The organism is Streptomyces sp. SAI-170, assembly GCF_049739565.1.
Lineage (GTDB): Bacteria > Actinomycetota > Actinomycetes > Streptomycetales > Streptomycetaceae > Streptomyces.
The window spans coordinates 4,144,727-4,161,639 of the sequence record NZ_JBMGQD010000001.1; the positions used below are offsets into that span (position 1 = coordinate 4,144,727).

Here is a 16,913-nt window from a genome sequence, read left to right on the forward strand (position 1 = left end):
GTGCGGCTCTTGGGGACAGGCGTGACAGGTGCCCCGGCGAGCGCCCTGCAAAATGCACGTTACCCAGTGCTCCACATTTCTGTGAAACCCTTCCTGACCTGCGATTTTGCTTGGATTTCCAAGTAAATCGCGAATGTCGGGAACAACTCCTGGTCACAGCCTTGCAGGGGGCCGGAGCTACGGCACGTTATCTCGGTGGGCCAGGTCACGGGAAGAGCCTCGCGACTTTGAACCAACCGGTCAGTAATAAATGCGCGACGCGTTAATGCGCTTTCTTTTGCTTCGGCTTTGCTTTCGGCTCGGGCTTTCGGTCCGGGTTCAGCCGACGACGCCGCCGTCGTTGGCGCCGCCGATGTCCGCGCCGCCCGCGTCGGTGCCGCCCGCGTCCGTGCCACCGGCGTCGGTGCCGCCCGCGTCCGTGCCACCGGCGTCCGTACCGCCCGCGTCGGTCCCGCCGTCGTCCGTGCCACCCGTCTCGGTGCCGCCGTCGTCCGTGCCGCCCGTCTCCGTCGGCTGGGTGTCCGTCGGCTCACCACTAGGCGTGCCCGACGGCGTGGAGGACGGCGTCCAGGACGGGGTGGGCGTCGGCGAGTAGTCTCCCCAGCCGCCACCGCCACCGCCGGTGGTGCTGTCGTCCGGCGTGTCCTCCGTCTGCTCCTGCGTCGGCTCGTCGCTCGGCTCCTCGGAGGCGGTCTCCTCCTGGCTGGACTGCGTGACGGTCGGCGTCGGCGTCGGACGGGGCTCCTCGCCCTTGCCGTCGTTGTTGTTCAGCGCAAGGGCGACACCCGCCGCGATCGCGATCACCGCGAAGACGGCGAGGATCAGCAGCTTGCCGCGGCCGCTGCCCCTGTTGCCGTGCCCCTCGAAACCGCCGTCGTCGCCATGGCCGTACTGCGGCAGGATCGGCTGCGGGATCTGCGCGGTGCCCGCGCCGCCGTCCATCGAGTGCGGCAGCACGGTCGTACCGGCCATGCCCATCGCCGCGCCGTGACCGCCGTCGTGCACGGTCACCGGGCCGGTGTTCCAGGTGCCGGTGTGGCCGCCCTGGTCGTACAGCATCTGCAGGGCGTACTGCACCAGACCGCGCATCTCCTCGGCGGTCTGGAAACGGTCGTCGGGGTCCTTGGCGAGCGCGCGCATCGCCAGGCCGTCCAGCTCCGGCGGCGAGGCGTCGGAGACCTCCGACGGCGGCACCGGGATGTCCTGGACGTGCTGGTAGACCACCGACAGCGGGGTCTCGCCGACGAACGGCGGGCGCAGTGCGAGGAGTTCGTAGAGCAGACAGCCCGTCGCGTACAGGTCGGAGCGGTGGTCGACGGCCTTGCCGAGGGCCTGCTCCGGGGAGAGGTACTGCGGGGTGCCCATGACCATGCCGGTCTGCGTCATCGTTGTCGACGCACCGTGCAGGGCGCGCGCGATGCCGAAGTCCATCACCTTCACGGCGCCGTTGTTGGTGATGATGACATTGGCGGGTTTGATGTCGCGGTGCACGATGCCGTGCTGGTGCGAGTAGGCCAGCGCCTCCAGCACGCCCGAGACGATGATCAGGGCCTGCTCGGGGCCCGGCGCCTCGGCGTTGAGCAACAGGTCGCGGATCGTGCGGCCTTCGACCAGCTCCATCACGATGTACGGCACCGACTGGCCGGCCATGTGGTCCTCGCCGGAGTCGTACACGGCGACGATGGCGTGGTGGTTGAGCCCGGCGACCGACTGGGCCTCGCGCGTGAAGCGGGCCTTGGAGACCGGGTCCTCTGCGAGGTCGGGACGCAGCAGCTTGACGGCGACGGTGCGGCCCAGGCGTACGTCCTCGGCGGCGAACACCTCTGCCATGCCGCCCCGGCCGAGCCGGCGGGTCAGCCGGTACCGGCCGTCCCCGACAAGCCCTCCGTTGCCCCAGGACTCCGGCGCGTCCGACATGCCGCCGCCAGTCGCCTCGGGTTCGGACGGACCCTGAGCGCGCTGCTGCTGTGCCATCAGTCCTCGCCGTCGTTTCTGCCCGCGGTGCGCGCGGTGTTGTTACGGTCTCCGTCGGCCACGCTACAGCCTCCGTGCGATCCGCCGGTCCGAGATGGCGCCGCCACGGCCAGGAGCCGGACCGGCCATCAAACCGTGGCTTCAGGCCGCGGCGCAAATCCTGTGTACCGCCCGTACGCCCGCTGTAACGCTTCCGCGACGCTTCTTTCGCGTACGGTCACGGAACGGGCACCGAGCTTGACGTGTCAGTGCCCTGGGGCAGACTTGGCCGGGAATAACTCTTTTCGATCACGCGGGAGCACAGCAGCCGCTGTTGCCGGCGCCTATGGGGGACGCAAGACGATGAGCCAGGACGGCGCACAGGACCGCTATTCGGCGCGCGCTCTCGCCGGCGGCCGCTACCAACTGCGTGACCTGCTCGGCCAGGGCGGCATGGCCGCGGTGCACCTCGCGTACGACAGTGTCCTCGACCGTCAGGTCGCGATCAAGACGCTGCACACCGAGCTCGGCCGCGAGGCCGCCTTCCGCGAGCGGTTCCGCCGCGAGGCGCAGGCCGTGGCCAAGCTCACCCACACCAACATCGTCTCCGTCTTCGACACCGGCGAGGACGACGTCGACGGCATGACGACGCCGTACATCGTCATGGAGTACATCGAGGGCCGCCCGCTCGGTTCGGTGCTCGACGAGGACGTACGGCAGTACGGCGCGATGCCCGCCGACAAGGCGCTGAAGATCACCGCGGACGTGCTCGCGGCGCTGGAGATCAGCCACGAGATGGGGCTGGTCCACCGGGACATCAAGCCGGGCAACGTGATGATGACCAAGCGCGGCGTGGTCAAGGTGATGGACTTCGGCATCGCGCGTGCCATGCAGTCCGGCGTCACCTCGATGACCCAGACCGGCATGGTCGTCGGCACCCCGCAGTACCTTTCGCCCGAACAGGCCCTGGGCCGTGGCGTGGACGCCCGCTCCGACCTGTACTCGGTCGGCATCATGCTGTTCCAACTGGTCACCGGGCGGCTGCCGTTCGACGCGGACTCGCCGCTGGCCATCGCGTACGCGCATGTGCAGGAGGAGCCGGTCGCGGCCTCCTCGGTCAACCGCTCGCTGCCGCCGGCCGTGGACGCGCTGATCGCCCGCGCGCTGAAGAAGAACCCGAACGAGCGCTTCCCGACCGCCGTCGCCATGCGCGACGAGTGCCTGCGGGTCGCGGCCTCCTTCCAGCCGGCCGCGCCGAACATCGTGGCCGGTGCGCCGACGGGCAGTGGCGCGGGCGTGGGCTCCGCGGTGTTCCCGCCCGTCGACCAGGCCACCCCGGCGCCCACGGGCCCGGTGCAGACGCCGTACCAGCCGACGCCGCCGCCTAACCCGTACAGCACCCCGGCGCCCACGCCCGCGCCCTCCCCGGCGTACGGCTATCCGCACCAGGGCGGCTACCAGCAGCCGCACGCGACCTCCGGGTACGCCCCGCAGCCGGGCACCGCGACGCCGCCGCCGTACAACATCACCCCGCAGCAGGCGCCCGCGCCGGGCGGGGGCCGCAAGAGCAACCGGGCGGTGATCATCGGCTCGATCGTGGTCGCGGTCGTCGCCGTCGGCGGGCTGATCGCCGCGCTGACGCTGAACGGCGGGGACAAGGGCGACGAGGGCAAGGGCGGCGACCCGAGCACCTCGGCCTCGTCCTCCGAGAAGCCGGGCTACCGTCCGCCGGACCACTCGCGCACGATCGAGACGACCGAGTGCACCGAGCCCACGGAGTCCTACAACGACCCGGACAAGGTCAAGCTCCCCGACTTCCGGTTCAAGGACATCGACTCGGTGCGCAAGTGCCTGCAGGCGGCGGGGTGGAACCTGACGCCGAAGGACGTGGACAACAACACGTGGGGGGACGGGACGGTTCTGGAGCAGTTCCCGTCCGCGGGCACGGACGTCGACCCCAAGAACCCGGGGGACATCCAGCTGAGTATCTCGACGGGTAATCCGATCGAGTGACATGACGTGAGGTGACGCGAGATCAAGCGTCCTTCGTCGAAGGGGCCCGGCCGCGCATCATGCGGCCGGGCCCTTGCCGTGAAGGCAGGTGCGTGTGCGCGTGCCGTCAGAGGTACGGCCCGCCCGAGCGGGTGCCCGGGTGGTGCTCGTCGCCCTCGTGGCCGACGCCCGGCGGGAGGGCGCGGCGCATCTGCTCCAGCTGGGCCCGCGCCGCCATCTGCTGGGCGAACAGGGTGGTCTGGATGCCGTGGAAGAGGCCCTCCAGCCAGCCGACCAACTGGGCCTGGGCGATCCGCAGTTCCGCGTCGGTCGGAGTCGCGTCGTCGGTGAAGGGCAGGGACAGCCGCTCCAACTCCTCGACCAGCTCAGGGGCGAGGCCGTCCTCCAGCTCCTTGACCGAGCTGGCGTGGATCTCCTTGAGCCGGACCCGGCTCGCCTCGTCCAGAGGGGCCACCCGCACCTCTTCGAGCAGCTGCTTGATCATGCTGCCGATCCGCATGACCTTCGCAGGCTGCTCGACCTGCTCCGTCACCGGGATCTCGCGGGAGTCGTCGTCTCCATTGCCGCCACTGAGCGCCATGCCGTCCTGGCCCACGACCAGGATCTGAGGGTTCTCCGGCGACCGTTCGTTCCTCGGCATCTCCATGCCGCCATTCTCTCGCACCCCAACAGCTCATCATCGTGGTGCCCCCGGAGGGGGGTGATCCACCGTTTCCGTGGCGGCGGATTCTGCGGGGAGCCGTTCAGCGGACTGGCGGAGTCCGGAATGCCGGGAATGCGGGGTGGTGTGAGGGTGGGGGGGTGAGTCGTTCGATGTGGGTGACGCGGGGGCGGGTCGCCGTGCCTGTCGCGCTGCTGGCGGGGTTGGTGGTTCCGGGGGTCGCGGCGGGTCCGGCGGTCGCGGCGGGTTCGGCGGTCGCGGCGGGTTCGGCGGCCGCGATGGGTCCCGCGGCCGCGATGGTTCCGGCAGTCGCGGCAGTTCCCGCGGTCGCAACGGTTCCGGCAGTCGCGACCGTTCCGGCAGTCGCGGCAGTTCCGGCGGTCGCGGCAGTTCCGGCGGTCGCAGCGGGTCCGGCGGTCGCAGCGGGTCCGGCTGCTGCGGCTTTCTCGGCTGCCGCTCCGGAGGGCTCGGTTGCCGCTGCGGATGGCTCGGTGTCGGCTGTGCGTTCTCCCGTCGCCGGCGCATCCGGGGCGCCTGCTCCCCATGGGTCGCCCCGTGCCCCGGGCCGCCCCGAGGGCACCTCTCCCCGTTCCTCCTCGCCCACGCCCTCCTCCGAAGGCTCGGGCCATGCGCATGGGCCCGGTGCCGGGCGGCCCGTCTCTCCCCCGGAGCCCGCCAAGTCCTCCGCCGAGCATTCGGCCGAGCCGTCCGCCGAGCCCTCCGCCGAGCCGTCCCGGGCCGGAAGCCGGGCCGGGGAGGGGCGGGAGCGGCCCGGAAGGCGCCCGGAGGTGACGGCACGCGAGCCGGACGACGAGGACGAGGGCGAAGAGCCCACCGGGAGTGCCGAGACCGCCGGGACCTCCGGGCGCGGGGAAGCCTCGGCGGACAGCGAAGAGGCCGACACCCCCGAGGACCCCGCCGGCACGCCTGAGGACCCCGGGAGCGGTCGCCGGGAAGAAGGGCTCCCCGACGCCGACCCGGTCTCCCCCTCCGCCCCCCAAGGCGCCTCACCGCGGCCCGTCGCGCCACAGGCCGGCACGCCCGCCGAGCCGATGATGCACGTCCTGCCCCTCGGCAGCGGCATGGTTCTCATCGGCCTCGGTCTGGCCCTCGCCTTCGTCGGCCTGCGACTGAGACGGGGATAGCCACCGTACGGCCGCCGTACCACCCGGCTACGGCGCGACCAGCAGCACCTTGCCCACGTGGCCGCTCTCCTCCACCCGGCGATGCCCCGCGGCGGCGTCGCTCAGGGGCACCTCGCTGTCGACGACCGGACGGACATGACCGGCGTCCAGCAGGGGCCAGACATGCTCGCGTACGGCGGCGACGACGGCGGCCTTCTCCTCCAGCGGCCGGGCGCGCAGCGAGGTCGCGGTGACGGCGGCGCGCTTGCGCATCAGGGCGCCGATGTTGAGCTCGCCCTTGACTCCCCCCTGCATGCCGATGATCGCCAGACGGCCGCTGACGGCGAGGGCCTGGATGTTGCGGTCCAGGTACTTGGCGCTCATGTTGTCCAGGATGACGTCCGCCCCGGCGCCATCGGTGGCCTTGTGGACCTCGGCGACGAAGTCCTGCTCGCGGTAGTTGACCAGGATGTCCGCGCCCAGTTCCGCGCAGCGCTCCAGCTTCTCCGCGCTGCCCGCCGTGACGGCGACCTTGGCGCCGACGGCCTTGGCGAGCTGGACGGCCATGGTGCCGATGCCGCTGGAGCCGCCGTGCACCAGCAGGGTCTCGCCGGGGCGCAGGTGGGAGATCATGAAGACGTTCGACCAGACCGTGCAGACCACCTCGGGCAGCGCGGCCGCCCGGGTGAGGATGACGCCCTTGGGCACGGGAAGCAGCTGGCCCGCCGGGACGGCGACCTTCTCGGCGTAGCCGCCGCCCGCGAGCAGCGCGCACACCTCGTCGCCGACGCTCCAGCCGGACACGCCGGGGCCGAGCGCGGCGATCCGCCCGGAGCACTCCAGGCCGGGGTAGGCGGAGGCGCCGGGCGGCGGGTCGTAGAAGCCCTGCCGCTGCAGGATGTCGGCCCGGTTGACGGCGGTGGCCGCCACCTCGACCAGCACCTCGCCCGGACCGGGAACCGGGTCGGGGACCTCGTCCCACACCAGCGCCTCGGGCCCACCAGGTTCGGGAATCGTGATCGCATACATGAAACGGACGCTACCGCGCGCGGGCCGGGCCCTTTAGAAATCCCCGTGCGGAACCGATGAATTCGCGCGACGGTGGAGGTCTCCCCCTGCGTAACCCCCGTACGCGGAAGGACACCCCATGAGCCAGCAGACCTCCGGCCTGGCCATCGAGACCGCGGGCCTGGTGAAGACGTTCGGTGCGACCAGGGCGGTCGACGGAGTCGACCTCGCGGTGCCGACGGGCACGGTCTACGGCGTCCTCGGCCCGAACGGCGCGGGCAAGACGACGACCGTGAAGATGCTCGCCACCCTGCTCAGGCCCGACGGCGGCCAGGCCCATGTCTTCGGCCACGACGTGGTGCGCGAGGCCGACGAGGTGCGCGGCCGGGTGAGTCTGACCGGGCAGTACGCGTCGGTGGACGAGGACCTGACCGGCACCGAGAACCTGATGCTGCTCGGCCGGCTCCTCGGCCACGGCAAGAAGGCCGCCCGGGAGCGTGCCGCGCAGTTGCTGGCCGCCTTCGGGCTGTCGGATGCCGCCGGAAAGCAGGTCAAGCACTATTCGGGCGGTATGCGGCGCCGGATCGACATCGCCGCGTCCATCCTCAACACCCCTGATCTGCTGTTCCTCGACGAGCCCACCACCGGTCTGGACCCGCGCAGCCGCAACCAGGTGTGGGACATCGTGCGCGCGGTGGTCGCGCAGGGCACGACCGTGCTGCTGACCACGCAGTACCTCGACGAGGCCGACCAGCTCGCGTCCCGGATCGCGGTGATCGACCACGGCAGGGTGATCGCGGAGGGCACCAAGGGCGAGCTGAAGGCGTCCGTCGGCGCCGGTTCGGTCCATCTGCGACTGCGCGATCCGGCGCAGCGTCCGGAGGCCGAGCGGGTGCTGCGGCTGACCCTGGACGCGGACGTGCAGCTGGAGCCCGACCCGGTGGCGCTGACGGCCCGGGTCGGCGCGGGCGCGGCGAACGGACGGGGCGCGGCCGAGCAGGCGGCCCGCGCGCTCGCGGAGCTGGCCCGCGGCGGCGTCACCGTCGACAACTTCTCGCTGGGCCAGCCCAGCCTGGACGAGGTCTTCCTCGCCCTGACCGGGCACGACACGCAGGCACGGCAGAACGACATGCCGGTACGAGAGACCGAGGGTGAGGCAGCCGTATGAGCACCGTGACCGAGACGAAGGACCTCGCTCCCGTCAGCGCCGAGTCGCTCGCCGCGCTGCTGGTGGCCGGGGAGCGGCCCGCACGGCCCAGCGCCTGGTCGGCGTCGCTGACCTTCGGCTGGCGGGCGGTGCTGAAGATCAAGCACGTGCCGGAGCAGCTCTTCGACGTCACCGCGTTCCCGATCATGATGGTGCTGATGTACACGTACCTGTTCGGCGGGGCACTGGCCGGGTCGCCGAAGGAGTACATCCAGTTCCTGCTGCCGGGCATCCTGGTGATGTCGGTCGTGATGATCACGATGTACACCGGCGTCTCGGTGAACACCGACATCGAGAAGGGCGTCTTCGACCGCTTCCGGTCCCTGCCGATCTGGCGGCCGTCGACGATGGTGGGCTATCTCCTGGGCGACGCCCTGCGCTACACGATCGCGTCCGTCGTGATGCTCACGGTCGGGATGATTCTCGGCTACCGGCCGGACGGCGGGCCGGCCGGCGTGGTCACGGGGATCGCGCTGCTGATCGTCTTCTCGTTCGCCTTCTCGTGGATCTGGACGATGTTCGGGCTCATGCTGCGCACGGAGAAGTCGGTGATGGGCGTCAGCATGATGGTGATCTTCCCGCTCACCTTCCTGTCCAACGTCTTCGTCGACCCGCGCACCATGCCCGGCTGGCTGCAGGCGTTCGTGAACAACAGCCCCGTCACCCATCTCGCCTCCGCGGTGCGCGGCCTGATGGCCGGTGACTGGCCGGCCGCCGAGATCGGCTGGTCCCTCGGCTGGGCCGGCCTGTTCGTGCTGGTCTTCGGGCCGATCACGATGCGGCTGTACAACCGCAAGTGACATCGCACCTCACCGGGACGGCGTCTGCCCGTTCCCGCCGTTCCCGCGCACGATCGCCACGACCCGGTCCGTCGGTTCCAGCACGCCGATGGCCGGATCGTCGTACGCCAGCACCCGGTGCCCGCGTACGACGGTGACGACCAGGTCGGCGAGGTCGCGCGGGCGGCGTCCCGTCTCCGCCTTGGTGACCGGCCGCTCCACCATGTCGAGGCCGCTGCCCTGCCGCATCAGGTTCTCCATGACCAGGCCGGCGGCCGGGGTGAGGACGGACAGCCCCAGCAGCCGCCCGGCCGCGCTCGCGCCGGTGACGACCTCGTCCGCACCGGACTGCCGCAGCAGCGGGGCGTTCTCCTCCTCCCGCACCGCCGCCACGATCGTGGCCGTGGGGTTGAGCTGGCGGGCGGTCAGCACGACCAGGACGGCCGTGTCGTCGCGCTGGGTCGCGACGATGATCTTCCCCGCCCGCTGGACCTCGGCCTGCCGCAGCACATCGCTGCGCGTGGCGTCCCCGGAGACCGTCTCGAAGCCCTCCGCGGCCGCGGCGGCCATCGCCTTGGCGCTGGGGTCGATCACCACGACCCGCTCCTTCTTCAGCCCAGCGGCGCACACGGTCCGCAGGGCTGCCCGGCCCTTCGTACCGAATCCGATGACGACGGTGTGGTCACGCACAGGGCCTCCAGCACTACAGGCGATTCCGGGTTCCATGGAGCGGGCGTACAGCACCATGGTGCGCGATCTCCCCGACGCCCATGGCGCCCACGTCTTACGATCACGACGTGGGACAGGCGATGAGGCAGGACGAGAAATCCGCGGCCGGGACCGCGAAGCCCTCCGTGCTGCGGTACCTGCGGTACCGCTCGCATCGCGAGGCGCGCGACGACGCCGAGGCGGGCCGGTCCATCACGATGCCCACGGGCACCGTCCTGCACCCGCTCCAGCAGGTGATGCGGCGCCTGACCATGGCGCTCGGGGTGCTGGCCCTCACCACGCTGATCGTCTACGCCGACCACTCCGGCTACAACGACAACTCCGACGGCTCCGTCGACTTCCTCGACGCGGCCTACTACGCCACCGTCACGCTCTCCACCACCGGCTACGGCGACATCACCCCCGCCAGCGACGCCGCCCGGCTGGTGAACATCCTGCTCATCACGCCGCTGCGGGTGATGTTCCTGATCATCCTGGTCGGCACCACCCTGGAGGCCCTCACCGAACGCACCCGGCAGCAGGTCCGTGTGCACCGCTGGCGCAGCCGCACCCGCGACCACATCGTGGTCGTCGGCTACGGCACCAAGGGCTACCACGCCGTACGGACCCTCATCGGGCAGGGCGTGACCAAGGACCGGATCGTGGTGGTGGACGCCCAGCGCAAGGCGGCGACCTCGGCCGGGGACGACGGTCTGGTGGCGGTCATCGGGGACGCCACCCGCTCCGAGACGCTGCTGAAGGCCGAGGTGGCCACCGCGTCCCGGGTGATCGTCGCCCCGCAGCGCGACGACACGGCCGCCCTGGTCACCCTCACCGTCCGGCAGTTGAACCGGCACGCCACCATCGTCGTGGCCGCCCGGGAGGACGAGAACGTACCCCTGCTGCGGCAGAGCGGCGCGGACACCGTCGTCACCAGCTCCAGCTCCGCCGGCCGCCTGCTCGGTGTCTCCATGGTCAGCCCGGTCGTGGCCCGGACCCTGGAGGACATCATGACCCTGGGCGCCGGACTCGACCTGGTGGAACGCCCGGTGACGGAGGCTGAGGCGGGCAAGGACCCCCGCAAGTGCGCCGACCTGGTCATGGCCGTCGTACGCGACCGGAAGGTCCTGGACTACGCCGACGAACGGATCGGGACGCTACGGCCGGGCGACCGCGTCGTCACGGTGCAGCGGGCGATCGAGGAGCCGGAGGAGTAGGCCCCGCCACTCGCCACCCGCCGTCCGGTGATGTTTCACGTGAAACAGACGCCGACCCCGGCCGTCGCCCACGGCAGATCGAGCAGTTCCGCCTCCTGCCCCTTGCGCGCACCACCGGGCGGTACGACGGCCAGGGCGTCGGCCGCCGCGATACCGCGCAGCATCGCCGGGCCGTTGTAGTGCAGCGGCACGGCATGGTCGGCGCGCAGGGTGACCGGGACGAGCCGGGTGTCATCGGGATGGCCGTGCACGGCGTCCCGCAGCGGCAGCGCGTACGGCTCCGGGGCAGGGCGGGCGGCGAGGGCGCGCAGCAGCGGTTCGGCGAGGGTGAGCAGCCCGGAGACGGCCGCGAGGGGGTTGCCGGGCAGGCCGACCAGGTGCTGGTCGTCCTTGGTGCGGGCCAGCAGCATGGGGTGGCCGGGGCGCACCTGTACGCCGTTCACCAGCAGCTCCGCGCCGAGGCGGCGCAGCGTGGGGTGGACGTGGTCGACGGGGCCCGCCGCGGTGCCGCCGGTGGTGACGACGAGGTCGGCGTCGCTGTCGGCGACGGCCTTGTACAGGGCTTCGGCGTCGTCACCGAGGCGGCGTACGGCGACGACCTCGGCGCCCAGGGCGCGCAGCCAGGGCGGCAGCATCGGGCCGAGCGCGTCGCGGATGAGGCCGTCGTGCGGGAGTCCCTCGGTGAGCAGCTCGTCACCGAGGACCAGGACCTCCGCGCGGGGGCGGGGGACGGCGGTGAGGGTGTCGTACCCGGCGGCCGCTGCGAGCCCGAGCACGGCGGGGGTCACCAGCGTTCCCACGGGCAGGAGTTGGTCGCCGTTGCGGCACTCCTGGCCGCGCGGGCGGATGTCCTGGCCGTGGGCGACCTCGCGGATCGGGTGCAGCCGGCCCTTGTCGTCGGTGCGGCCGTGTTCGCTGCGCAGTACGGCGGTGGTGTCCGGGGGGATACGGGCCCCGGTGGCGATACGGACGGCCTCGCCGTCGTCGAGGCGGACGGGCTCGGCGTGTCCGGCCAGCACGCCCTCGTCCCGCACGCTCCAGGGGCCGGGCCCGGCGACCGCCCAGCCGTCCATGGCGGAGGTGTCGAAGGAGGGCAGGTCGGTGAGCGCGGTGAGCGGCTCGGCCAGGATCAGGCCCAGCGCGGCGTCCAGCGACACCGGCTCCGGCGCGCGGCGCGGGACCCGGCGGGCGGCGCGGGCGGCGATCGCCCGGGCCTCGGGCCAGGGGGTGCCCCGGTGCCGGGCTCTGTGCGTGTGCGGGTCGGCCGCGGCGGACGGCTGCGGTACGGCGGGGTCGGTGCCGGGGGTGTTCACCAGGGCGAGGGCCTCCTCGACGTCGAGGTCGTCGGCGTCCTGGCCGAGGCCGGGGGCGGTCATCCCGCGTCCGGGCGGGTGTCGGGCGTGGCGTCGGGGGCCACGTCGGGCTTGCCGTCGGCCGCGTCCTCCCGCGCCCAGAGCTGCGCCAGGGCGGCGGCCTTGCGCGCGGCCTCGGCCACCGCCTCGGGTCCGCCGCCGGAGTGGGCGGCGGCGTAGCCGACGAGGAAGGTGGTCAGGGGCGCGGCCGGCCGGGCGACCCCGTGCGCGGCGTCCCGGGCCAGGTCGAGGAGCGTGCCGGTGTCGACGTCCAGGTCGATGCCCAGCTCGTCCTTGACTGCGGAGATCCATTCATCCAACACGTGCTCATGCTCCCTGATGCGGGCCCTGGCGGTGGCGATGTCGTCCCAGGTGTCGCAGTCGAAGGCCGCGACGGGGTCGGTGAGGCGGGTCAGACCGAGTCCGGCGGTCAGCCGCCGCAGCGGCAGGCCGGTCAGCGCGCCGTGCTCGGCGGTGAGCCGCGCCAGACCGCGCCGCAGGGCGTCGGTCCGGTAGGCCGCGACGAGCGGCTGGTCGCGTCCGTCTGCGTCGGCGAGCAGCACGCCGTCGCTGTCGCCCTTGCGCAGGGCGGTCAGCAGCCGGTGGACGGTGCCCTCGTCCAGGAACGGCAGGTCGGCGGAGAGCACGACGACACGGGGCGCGTCGGTGTGGCGCAGCCCGGCGTCCAGCGCGGCGAGCGGTCCGCCGCCGGGCGGCTCCTCGCGGGCCCAGCGCACGGGCCGGGCCGTGGGTCGCGGGTCGGCGACGACCACGATGGTGCGGGCCCCGGCACAGGCGCCCAGCACCCGGTCGAGCAGGGCTCTTCCGCCCACCCGCACCCCGGGTTTGTCGGCCCCGCCGAGCCGTCGCGCACCGCCACCGGCGAGCACGACGGCGTCGTAGCCGGTGTCGGCGGTCTCGGTGGACTCGGTGGACTCGGAGGGCGCTTTCTCGGTCACCCCCCGAGTATGCGGGCGTACCGGGGCCTGCGGAAACGGCGACCGACCCGCGATACACGCGCCACAGCAGGGCGCGCCGGGCAGGAACCGCCCGGCGCGCCTGGGTCTCCGCTCAGCGTCTCTGCTGAGCGGGTGCGTACAAGCACCTCGGAGAGGCAGAAGCGCCTCAGAGGGTGCGCAGCAGCACCGCCGGTTGTTCGACGCAGTCCGCCACGTAGCGCAGGAAGCCGCCGGCCGTGCCGCCGTCGCACACGCGGTGGTCGAAGGTGAGCGAGAGCTGCACGACCTGCCGCACCGCCAGTTCGCCCTCGTGCACCCATGGCTTGGGGACGATGCGGCCGACGCCGAGCATGGCGGCCTCGGGGTGGTTGATGATCGGCGTGGAGCCGTCGACGCCGAACACGCCGTAGTTGTTCAGCGTGAAGGTGCCGCCGGTCAGGTCCGCGGGCGTGAGCGTCCCGGTGCGCGCGGCCTCGGTGAGCCGGGCGAACTCCGCGGACAGCCCCTCGGCGTCCCGTGCGTGCGCGTCGCGGACGACCGGGACGACCAGTCCGCGCTCGGTCTGCGCGGCGAACCCGAGGTGGACGTGGTCCAGCCGGACGATCTCCCGGGCATCCAGGTCGACGGTGGAGTTGAGCTCGGGGAACCGGGCGAGCGCGGCCGTGCAGATCCGGGCCAGCAGGGCGAGCAGGGAGATCTTCGGCCCGCCGGCCGCGTTCATCGCGGTGCGCGCCCGCATCAGCTCCGCCGCGTCCGCGTCCACCCAGCAGGTCGCGTCCGGTATCTCGCGCCGGCTGCGTGAGAGCTTGTCGGCGACGGCACCGCGCACGCCCTTGAGGGGCACCCGGACCTCGCCGTGCGCGACGGCGGAGGAGCGGATCGGGGCCGCGGGGGACGCCGGGGTCGCGGCAGCCGTGGGTGTCGTGGCCACGCGCGGGTGGGGCTCGGCCGTCGGCCGGGTGGTGCGGCCCTGCGCGGCGGCCGCCTGGAGCGCGTACTCCACGTCCGCGCGCAGGATCAGGCCCTCGGGGCCGGAGCCGTGCAGCTCCCGCAGGTCCAGGCCGTTCTCCCGGGCCAGCCGCCGTACGAGGGGCGAGATCACCGGGACGGGGCCCTCGGGGGCCCCCGCGGCGAAGGTCCCGCCGCCGACGGACCCCGGCGCCTCGTGTGCGGGGGCCTCCGCCGCGACGGGTGTCTGCCGCCCGGCGCCCAGGCCGTTGGCGGAGCCCGGCGCCCTGGGGGCCGGCCGTACCGCGCGGGCCCTGCGGCGGGCGGGGCCCTCGGAGGTGCCGTAGCCCACGAGGACATTGCCCGAGCCTTCGCCCGAGTCACGGCCCGGCGCGGCGGCGTCCTCGTCCGGTGCCCCGGCCGCACCGCCGGAGGCGTCCGCGCCGACGGCGACCGTCAGCAGCGGTGCGCCGACGGGCAGTTCGGTGCCCTCCTCGCCGAAGCGGGCGGTGACGACGCCTCCGTAGGGGCAGGGCACCTCGACCATCGCCTTGGCCGTCTCGACCTCGACGACCGGCTGGTCGATGGCGACGACGTCACCGACCTGCACCAGCCAGCGCACGATCTCCGCCTCGGTGAGCCCCTCCCCGAGGTCGGGGAGCTTGAACTCCAGCACCTGTGCCATCAGCTCTCGGCCTCCCATTGCAGACGCGCGACGGCGTCCAGGATCCGGTCGACGCCGGGCAGGTGGTGCTTCTCCAGCATCGGCGGCGGATAGGGGATGTCGAACCCGGCCACGCGCAGCACCGGTGCCTCCAGATGGTGGAAGCAGCGCTCCGTGACCCGGGCCGCGATCTCCCCGCCCGGTCCGCCGAACCCGCCCGACTCGTGCACGACGACCGCTCGTCCGGTCCGCCGTACCGAGGCGCAGACCGTCTCGTCGTCGAACGGCACCAGGGAGCGCAGGTCGACGACTTCGAGGTCCCACCCCTCGGCCCGGGCCGCCTCGGCGGCTTCGAGGCACACGGGCACGGACGGACCGTACGTGATGAGTGTGGCGCTCCGGCCCGAGCGCCGCACCACCGCGCGGCCTATCGGCTCAACGCTCTGCGGCTCCTCCGGGTTCCAGGAGTCCTTCGACCAGTACAGCCGCTTGGGCTCCAGGAAGACGACCGGGTCGTCGGAGGCGATGGCGGCGCGCAGCAGGCCGTAGGCGTCGGCGACGGTGGCGGGCGTGACGACATGGAGCCCCGGAGTCGCCATGTAGTACGCCTCGGAGGCGTCGCTGTGGTGCTCGACGCCGCCGATGCCGCCACCGTAGGGGACGCGGATCGTGATGGGCAGGGGCATCCTGCCGCGGGTGCGGTTGCGCATCTTCGCCACGTGCGACAGAAGCTGCTCGAAGGCCGGGTAGGCGAAGGCGTCGAACTGCATCTCCACGACCGGGCGCAGGCCGTACATGGCCATGCCGACGGCCGTGCCGAGGATGCCGGCCTCGGCGAGCGGGGTGTCGGTGCAGCGGTCCTCGCCGAACTCCTTGGCGAGGCCGTCGGTGACGCGGAAGACGCCGCCGAGTGTGCCGACGTCCTCGCCCATGACGTGCACGGCCGGGTCGGCGGCCATGGCGTCGCGCATCGCGCGCGTGAGGGCCTGCGCCATGGTGGCGGGCTTCACGGCGACGGTGGTCATGACTGCGCACCTTCCTGGGTGTCGGCGTCGAACTCCGCCTGCAACTGGGCCTGCTGCTCCCGCAGTTGTGCGGTGGGCTCGGCGTAGACGTGGGCGAACAGGTCCATCGGGTCGAGGACCGGGTCCTGGTTCATGCGCTCGCGCAGGGCGGCGGCCATGATCTCGGCGTCCTCGCGCGCGGCCTGGATCGTCTGCTCGTCGAGGAGTCCGCGCTCGGTCAGCTCGCGTTCGAGGAGCAGGATCGGGTCGTGGTCGCGCCAGGTCTCGACCTCGGAGTCGCCGCGGTAGCGGGTGGCGTCGTCGGCGTTGGTGTGGGCGTCGATGCGGTACGTCACCGCCTCGACGAGCGTCGGGCCGCCGCCCGCGCGGGCGTGGCGGACGGCGTCGGAGAGGACCTCGTGCACGGCGGCCGCGTCGTTGCCGTCGACCAGGCGGCCCGGCATGCCGTACCCGACGGCCTTGTGGGCCAGGGAGGGGGCGGCGGTCTGCTTCGCGAGCGGGACGGAGATGGCGAAGCCGTTGTTCTGCACGAGGAAGACGACCGGGGCCTGCCATACGGCGGCGAAGTTCAGCGCCTCGTGGAAGTCGCCCTCGCTGGTGCCGCCGTCGCCGACCAGGGCGAGCGCGACGACGTCGTCGCCCTTGAGGCGGGCCGCGTGCGCCAGGCCGACCGCGTGCGGCAGCTGGGTGGCGAGCGGCGTGCACAGGGGGGCCACGCGGTGCTCGTGCGGGTCGTAGCCGGTGTGCCAGTCGCCGCGCAGCAGCGTGAGCGCCTCGACCGGGTCGACCCCGCGGGCGACCGCGGCGAGGGTGTCGCGGTAGCTGGGGAAGAGCCAGTCGCGGTCCTCCAGAGCCAGTGCCGCCGCGACCTCGCAGGCCTCTTGGCCGGTGCTGGAGGGGTACACGGCGAGGCGGCCCTGCTTGGTCAGGGCGGTGGCCTGCGCGTTGTACCGGCGGCCGCGCACCAGCTGGGCGTACAGCCGGCGCAGCAGCTCCGGGTCGGCCTTGGCGGCCGCGTCCGTGCCGAGGACGCGGTACGGCTCCGGGTCGGGCAGCAGCGGCGCGGGGTCGGTACGGGGCTGCCAGGCGGGCGGCGGCGATGGCCGATAAGCGCCACGCTGCTCCATGACCGTCATGACGGCACCTCCTCGTGGGAGCGGCTTGCGGCGCAGCGTCTGTGATGCGCCTCACCTACCGATTGTTCGGTCGTCGGCACATTTTGGCTACAGGCGGCCTCAGGCTGTGGACAAACGGTTCTCCACAGCCTCTGATGGACGCAGTACGTCCATGGTAGG

13 protein-coding genes and 1 pseudogene are annotated in these 16,913 nt (G+C 72.7%); 5 read left to right on the plus strand and 9 right to left on the minus strand.

From position 1 onward, the window contains the following. Nucleotides 1-318 precede the first annotated feature (318 nt). Nucleotides 319-1,974, minus strand: coding sequence for a protein kinase domain-containing protein (locus RKD23_RS18560; protein WP_424854687.1), 1,656 nt, complete (start codon nt 1,972-1,974; stop codon nt 319-321). Between the two features lie 342 nt (nt 1,975-2,316). Here RKD23_RS18560 and RKD23_RS18565 point away from each other — a divergent pair, with 342 nt between their 5' ends. Beyond that, a complete protein-coding gene (locus RKD23_RS18565; RefSeq protein ID WP_424854688.1) occupies nt 2,317-3,966 on the plus strand; it encodes a protein kinase domain-containing protein in 1,650 nt (549 codons plus the stop codon). Nucleotides 3,967-4,072: 106 nt separating this feature from the next. On the opposite strand, the gene RKD23_RS18570 is transcribed toward RKD23_RS18565, so the two are convergent. Beyond that, nucleotides 4,073-4,612 carry a bacterial proteasome activator family protein gene (locus RKD23_RS18570; RefSeq protein WP_424854689.1) on the minus strand — a complete coding sequence of 180 codons (540 nt, stop codon included), beginning with the start codon at nt 4,610-4,612 and terminating at the stop codon, nt 4,073-4,075. An 803-nt stretch (nt 4,613-5,415) separates the two neighbouring features. Between RKD23_RS18570 and RKD23_RS18575 the strand changes: the two genes are divergently transcribed. Further along, nucleotides 5,416-5,772, plus strand: coding sequence for a hypothetical protein (locus RKD23_RS18575; RefSeq protein WP_424854690.1), 357 nt, complete (start codon nt 5,416-5,418; stop codon nt 5,770-5,772). Nucleotides 5,773-5,799: 27 nt separating this feature from the next. Here RKD23_RS18575 and RKD23_RS18580 read toward each other — a convergent pair whose 3' ends face one another. After that, nucleotides 5,800-6,780: an NAD(P)H-quinone oxidoreductase gene (locus tag RKD23_RS18580; RefSeq protein WP_424854691.1), complete on the minus strand. Its 981-nt coding sequence runs from the start codon at nt 6,778-6,780 to the stop codon at nt 5,800-5,802. 118 nt (nt 6,781-6,898) lie between these two features. On the opposite strand from RKD23_RS18580, the gene RKD23_RS18585 reads away from it, so the two are divergent. Next, entirely contained in the window at nt 6,899-7,927 is a 1,029-nt protein-coding gene (locus tag RKD23_RS18585; protein WP_424854692.1) for an ATP-binding cassette domain-containing protein, read from the plus strand. Beyond that, nucleotides 7,924-8,766 carry an ABC transporter permease gene (locus tag RKD23_RS18590; protein WP_424854693.1) on the plus strand — a complete coding sequence of 281 codons (843 nt, stop codon included), beginning with the start codon at nt 7,924-7,926 and terminating at the stop codon, nt 8,764-8,766. Before RKD23_RS18585 ends, RKD23_RS18590 begins: the two co-directional genes overlap by 4 nt. 9 nt (nt 8,767-8,775) lie before the next feature. On the opposite strand, the pseudogene RKD23_RS18595 reads toward RKD23_RS18590, so the two are convergent. Continuing rightward, nucleotides 8,776-9,435, minus strand: a pseudogene (locus RKD23_RS18595) (potassium channel family protein); the annotation flags it as partial. A 119-nt stretch (nt 9,436-9,554) separates the two neighbouring features. On the opposite strand from RKD23_RS18595, the gene RKD23_RS18600 reads away from it, so the two are divergent. Next, complete coding sequence (locus tag RKD23_RS18600; protein WP_424858270.1) at nt 9,555-10,670, plus strand: potassium channel family protein; 1,116 nt, start codon at nt 9,555-9,557, stop codon at nt 10,668-10,670. 35 nt (nt 10,671-10,705) lie between these two features. Here the strand turns inward: RKD23_RS18600 and RKD23_RS18605 are convergent, their stop codons facing one another. From RKD23_RS18605 to pdhA, 5 genes are all read right to left on the minus strand, one after another. Then, nucleotides 10,706-12,046, minus strand: coding sequence for a molybdopterin molybdotransferase MoeA (locus RKD23_RS18605; RefSeq protein ID WP_424854694.1), 1,341 nt, complete (start codon nt 12,044-12,046; stop codon nt 10,706-10,708). Further along, entirely contained in the window at nt 12,043-12,981 is a 939-nt protein-coding gene (locus RKD23_RS18610) for an NTP transferase domain-containing protein (protein ID WP_424854695.1), read from the minus strand. The genes RKD23_RS18605 and RKD23_RS18610 overlap by 4 nt, the downstream gene beginning before the upstream one ends. A gap of 166 nt (nt 12,982-13,147) precedes the next feature. Continuing rightward, nucleotides 13,148-14,614: a dihydrolipoamide acetyltransferase family protein gene (locus RKD23_RS18615; protein WP_424854696.1), complete on the minus strand. Its 1,467-nt coding sequence runs from the start codon at nt 14,612-14,614 to the stop codon at nt 13,148-13,150. After that, entirely contained in the window at nt 14,614-15,618 is a 1,005-nt protein-coding gene (locus RKD23_RS18620; protein WP_424854697.1) for an alpha-ketoacid dehydrogenase subunit beta, read from the minus strand. Before RKD23_RS18620 ends, RKD23_RS18615 begins: the two co-directional genes overlap by 1 nt. After that, complete coding sequence (gene pdhA / locus RKD23_RS18625) at nt 15,615-16,754, minus strand: pyruvate dehydrogenase (acetyl-transferring) E1 component subunit alpha (RefSeq protein WP_424854698.1); 1,140 nt, start codon at nt 16,752-16,754, stop codon at nt 15,615-15,617. The genes RKD23_RS18620 and pdhA overlap by 4 nt, the downstream gene beginning before the upstream one ends. Between the last annotated feature and the right edge of the window lie 159 nt (nt 16,755-16,913).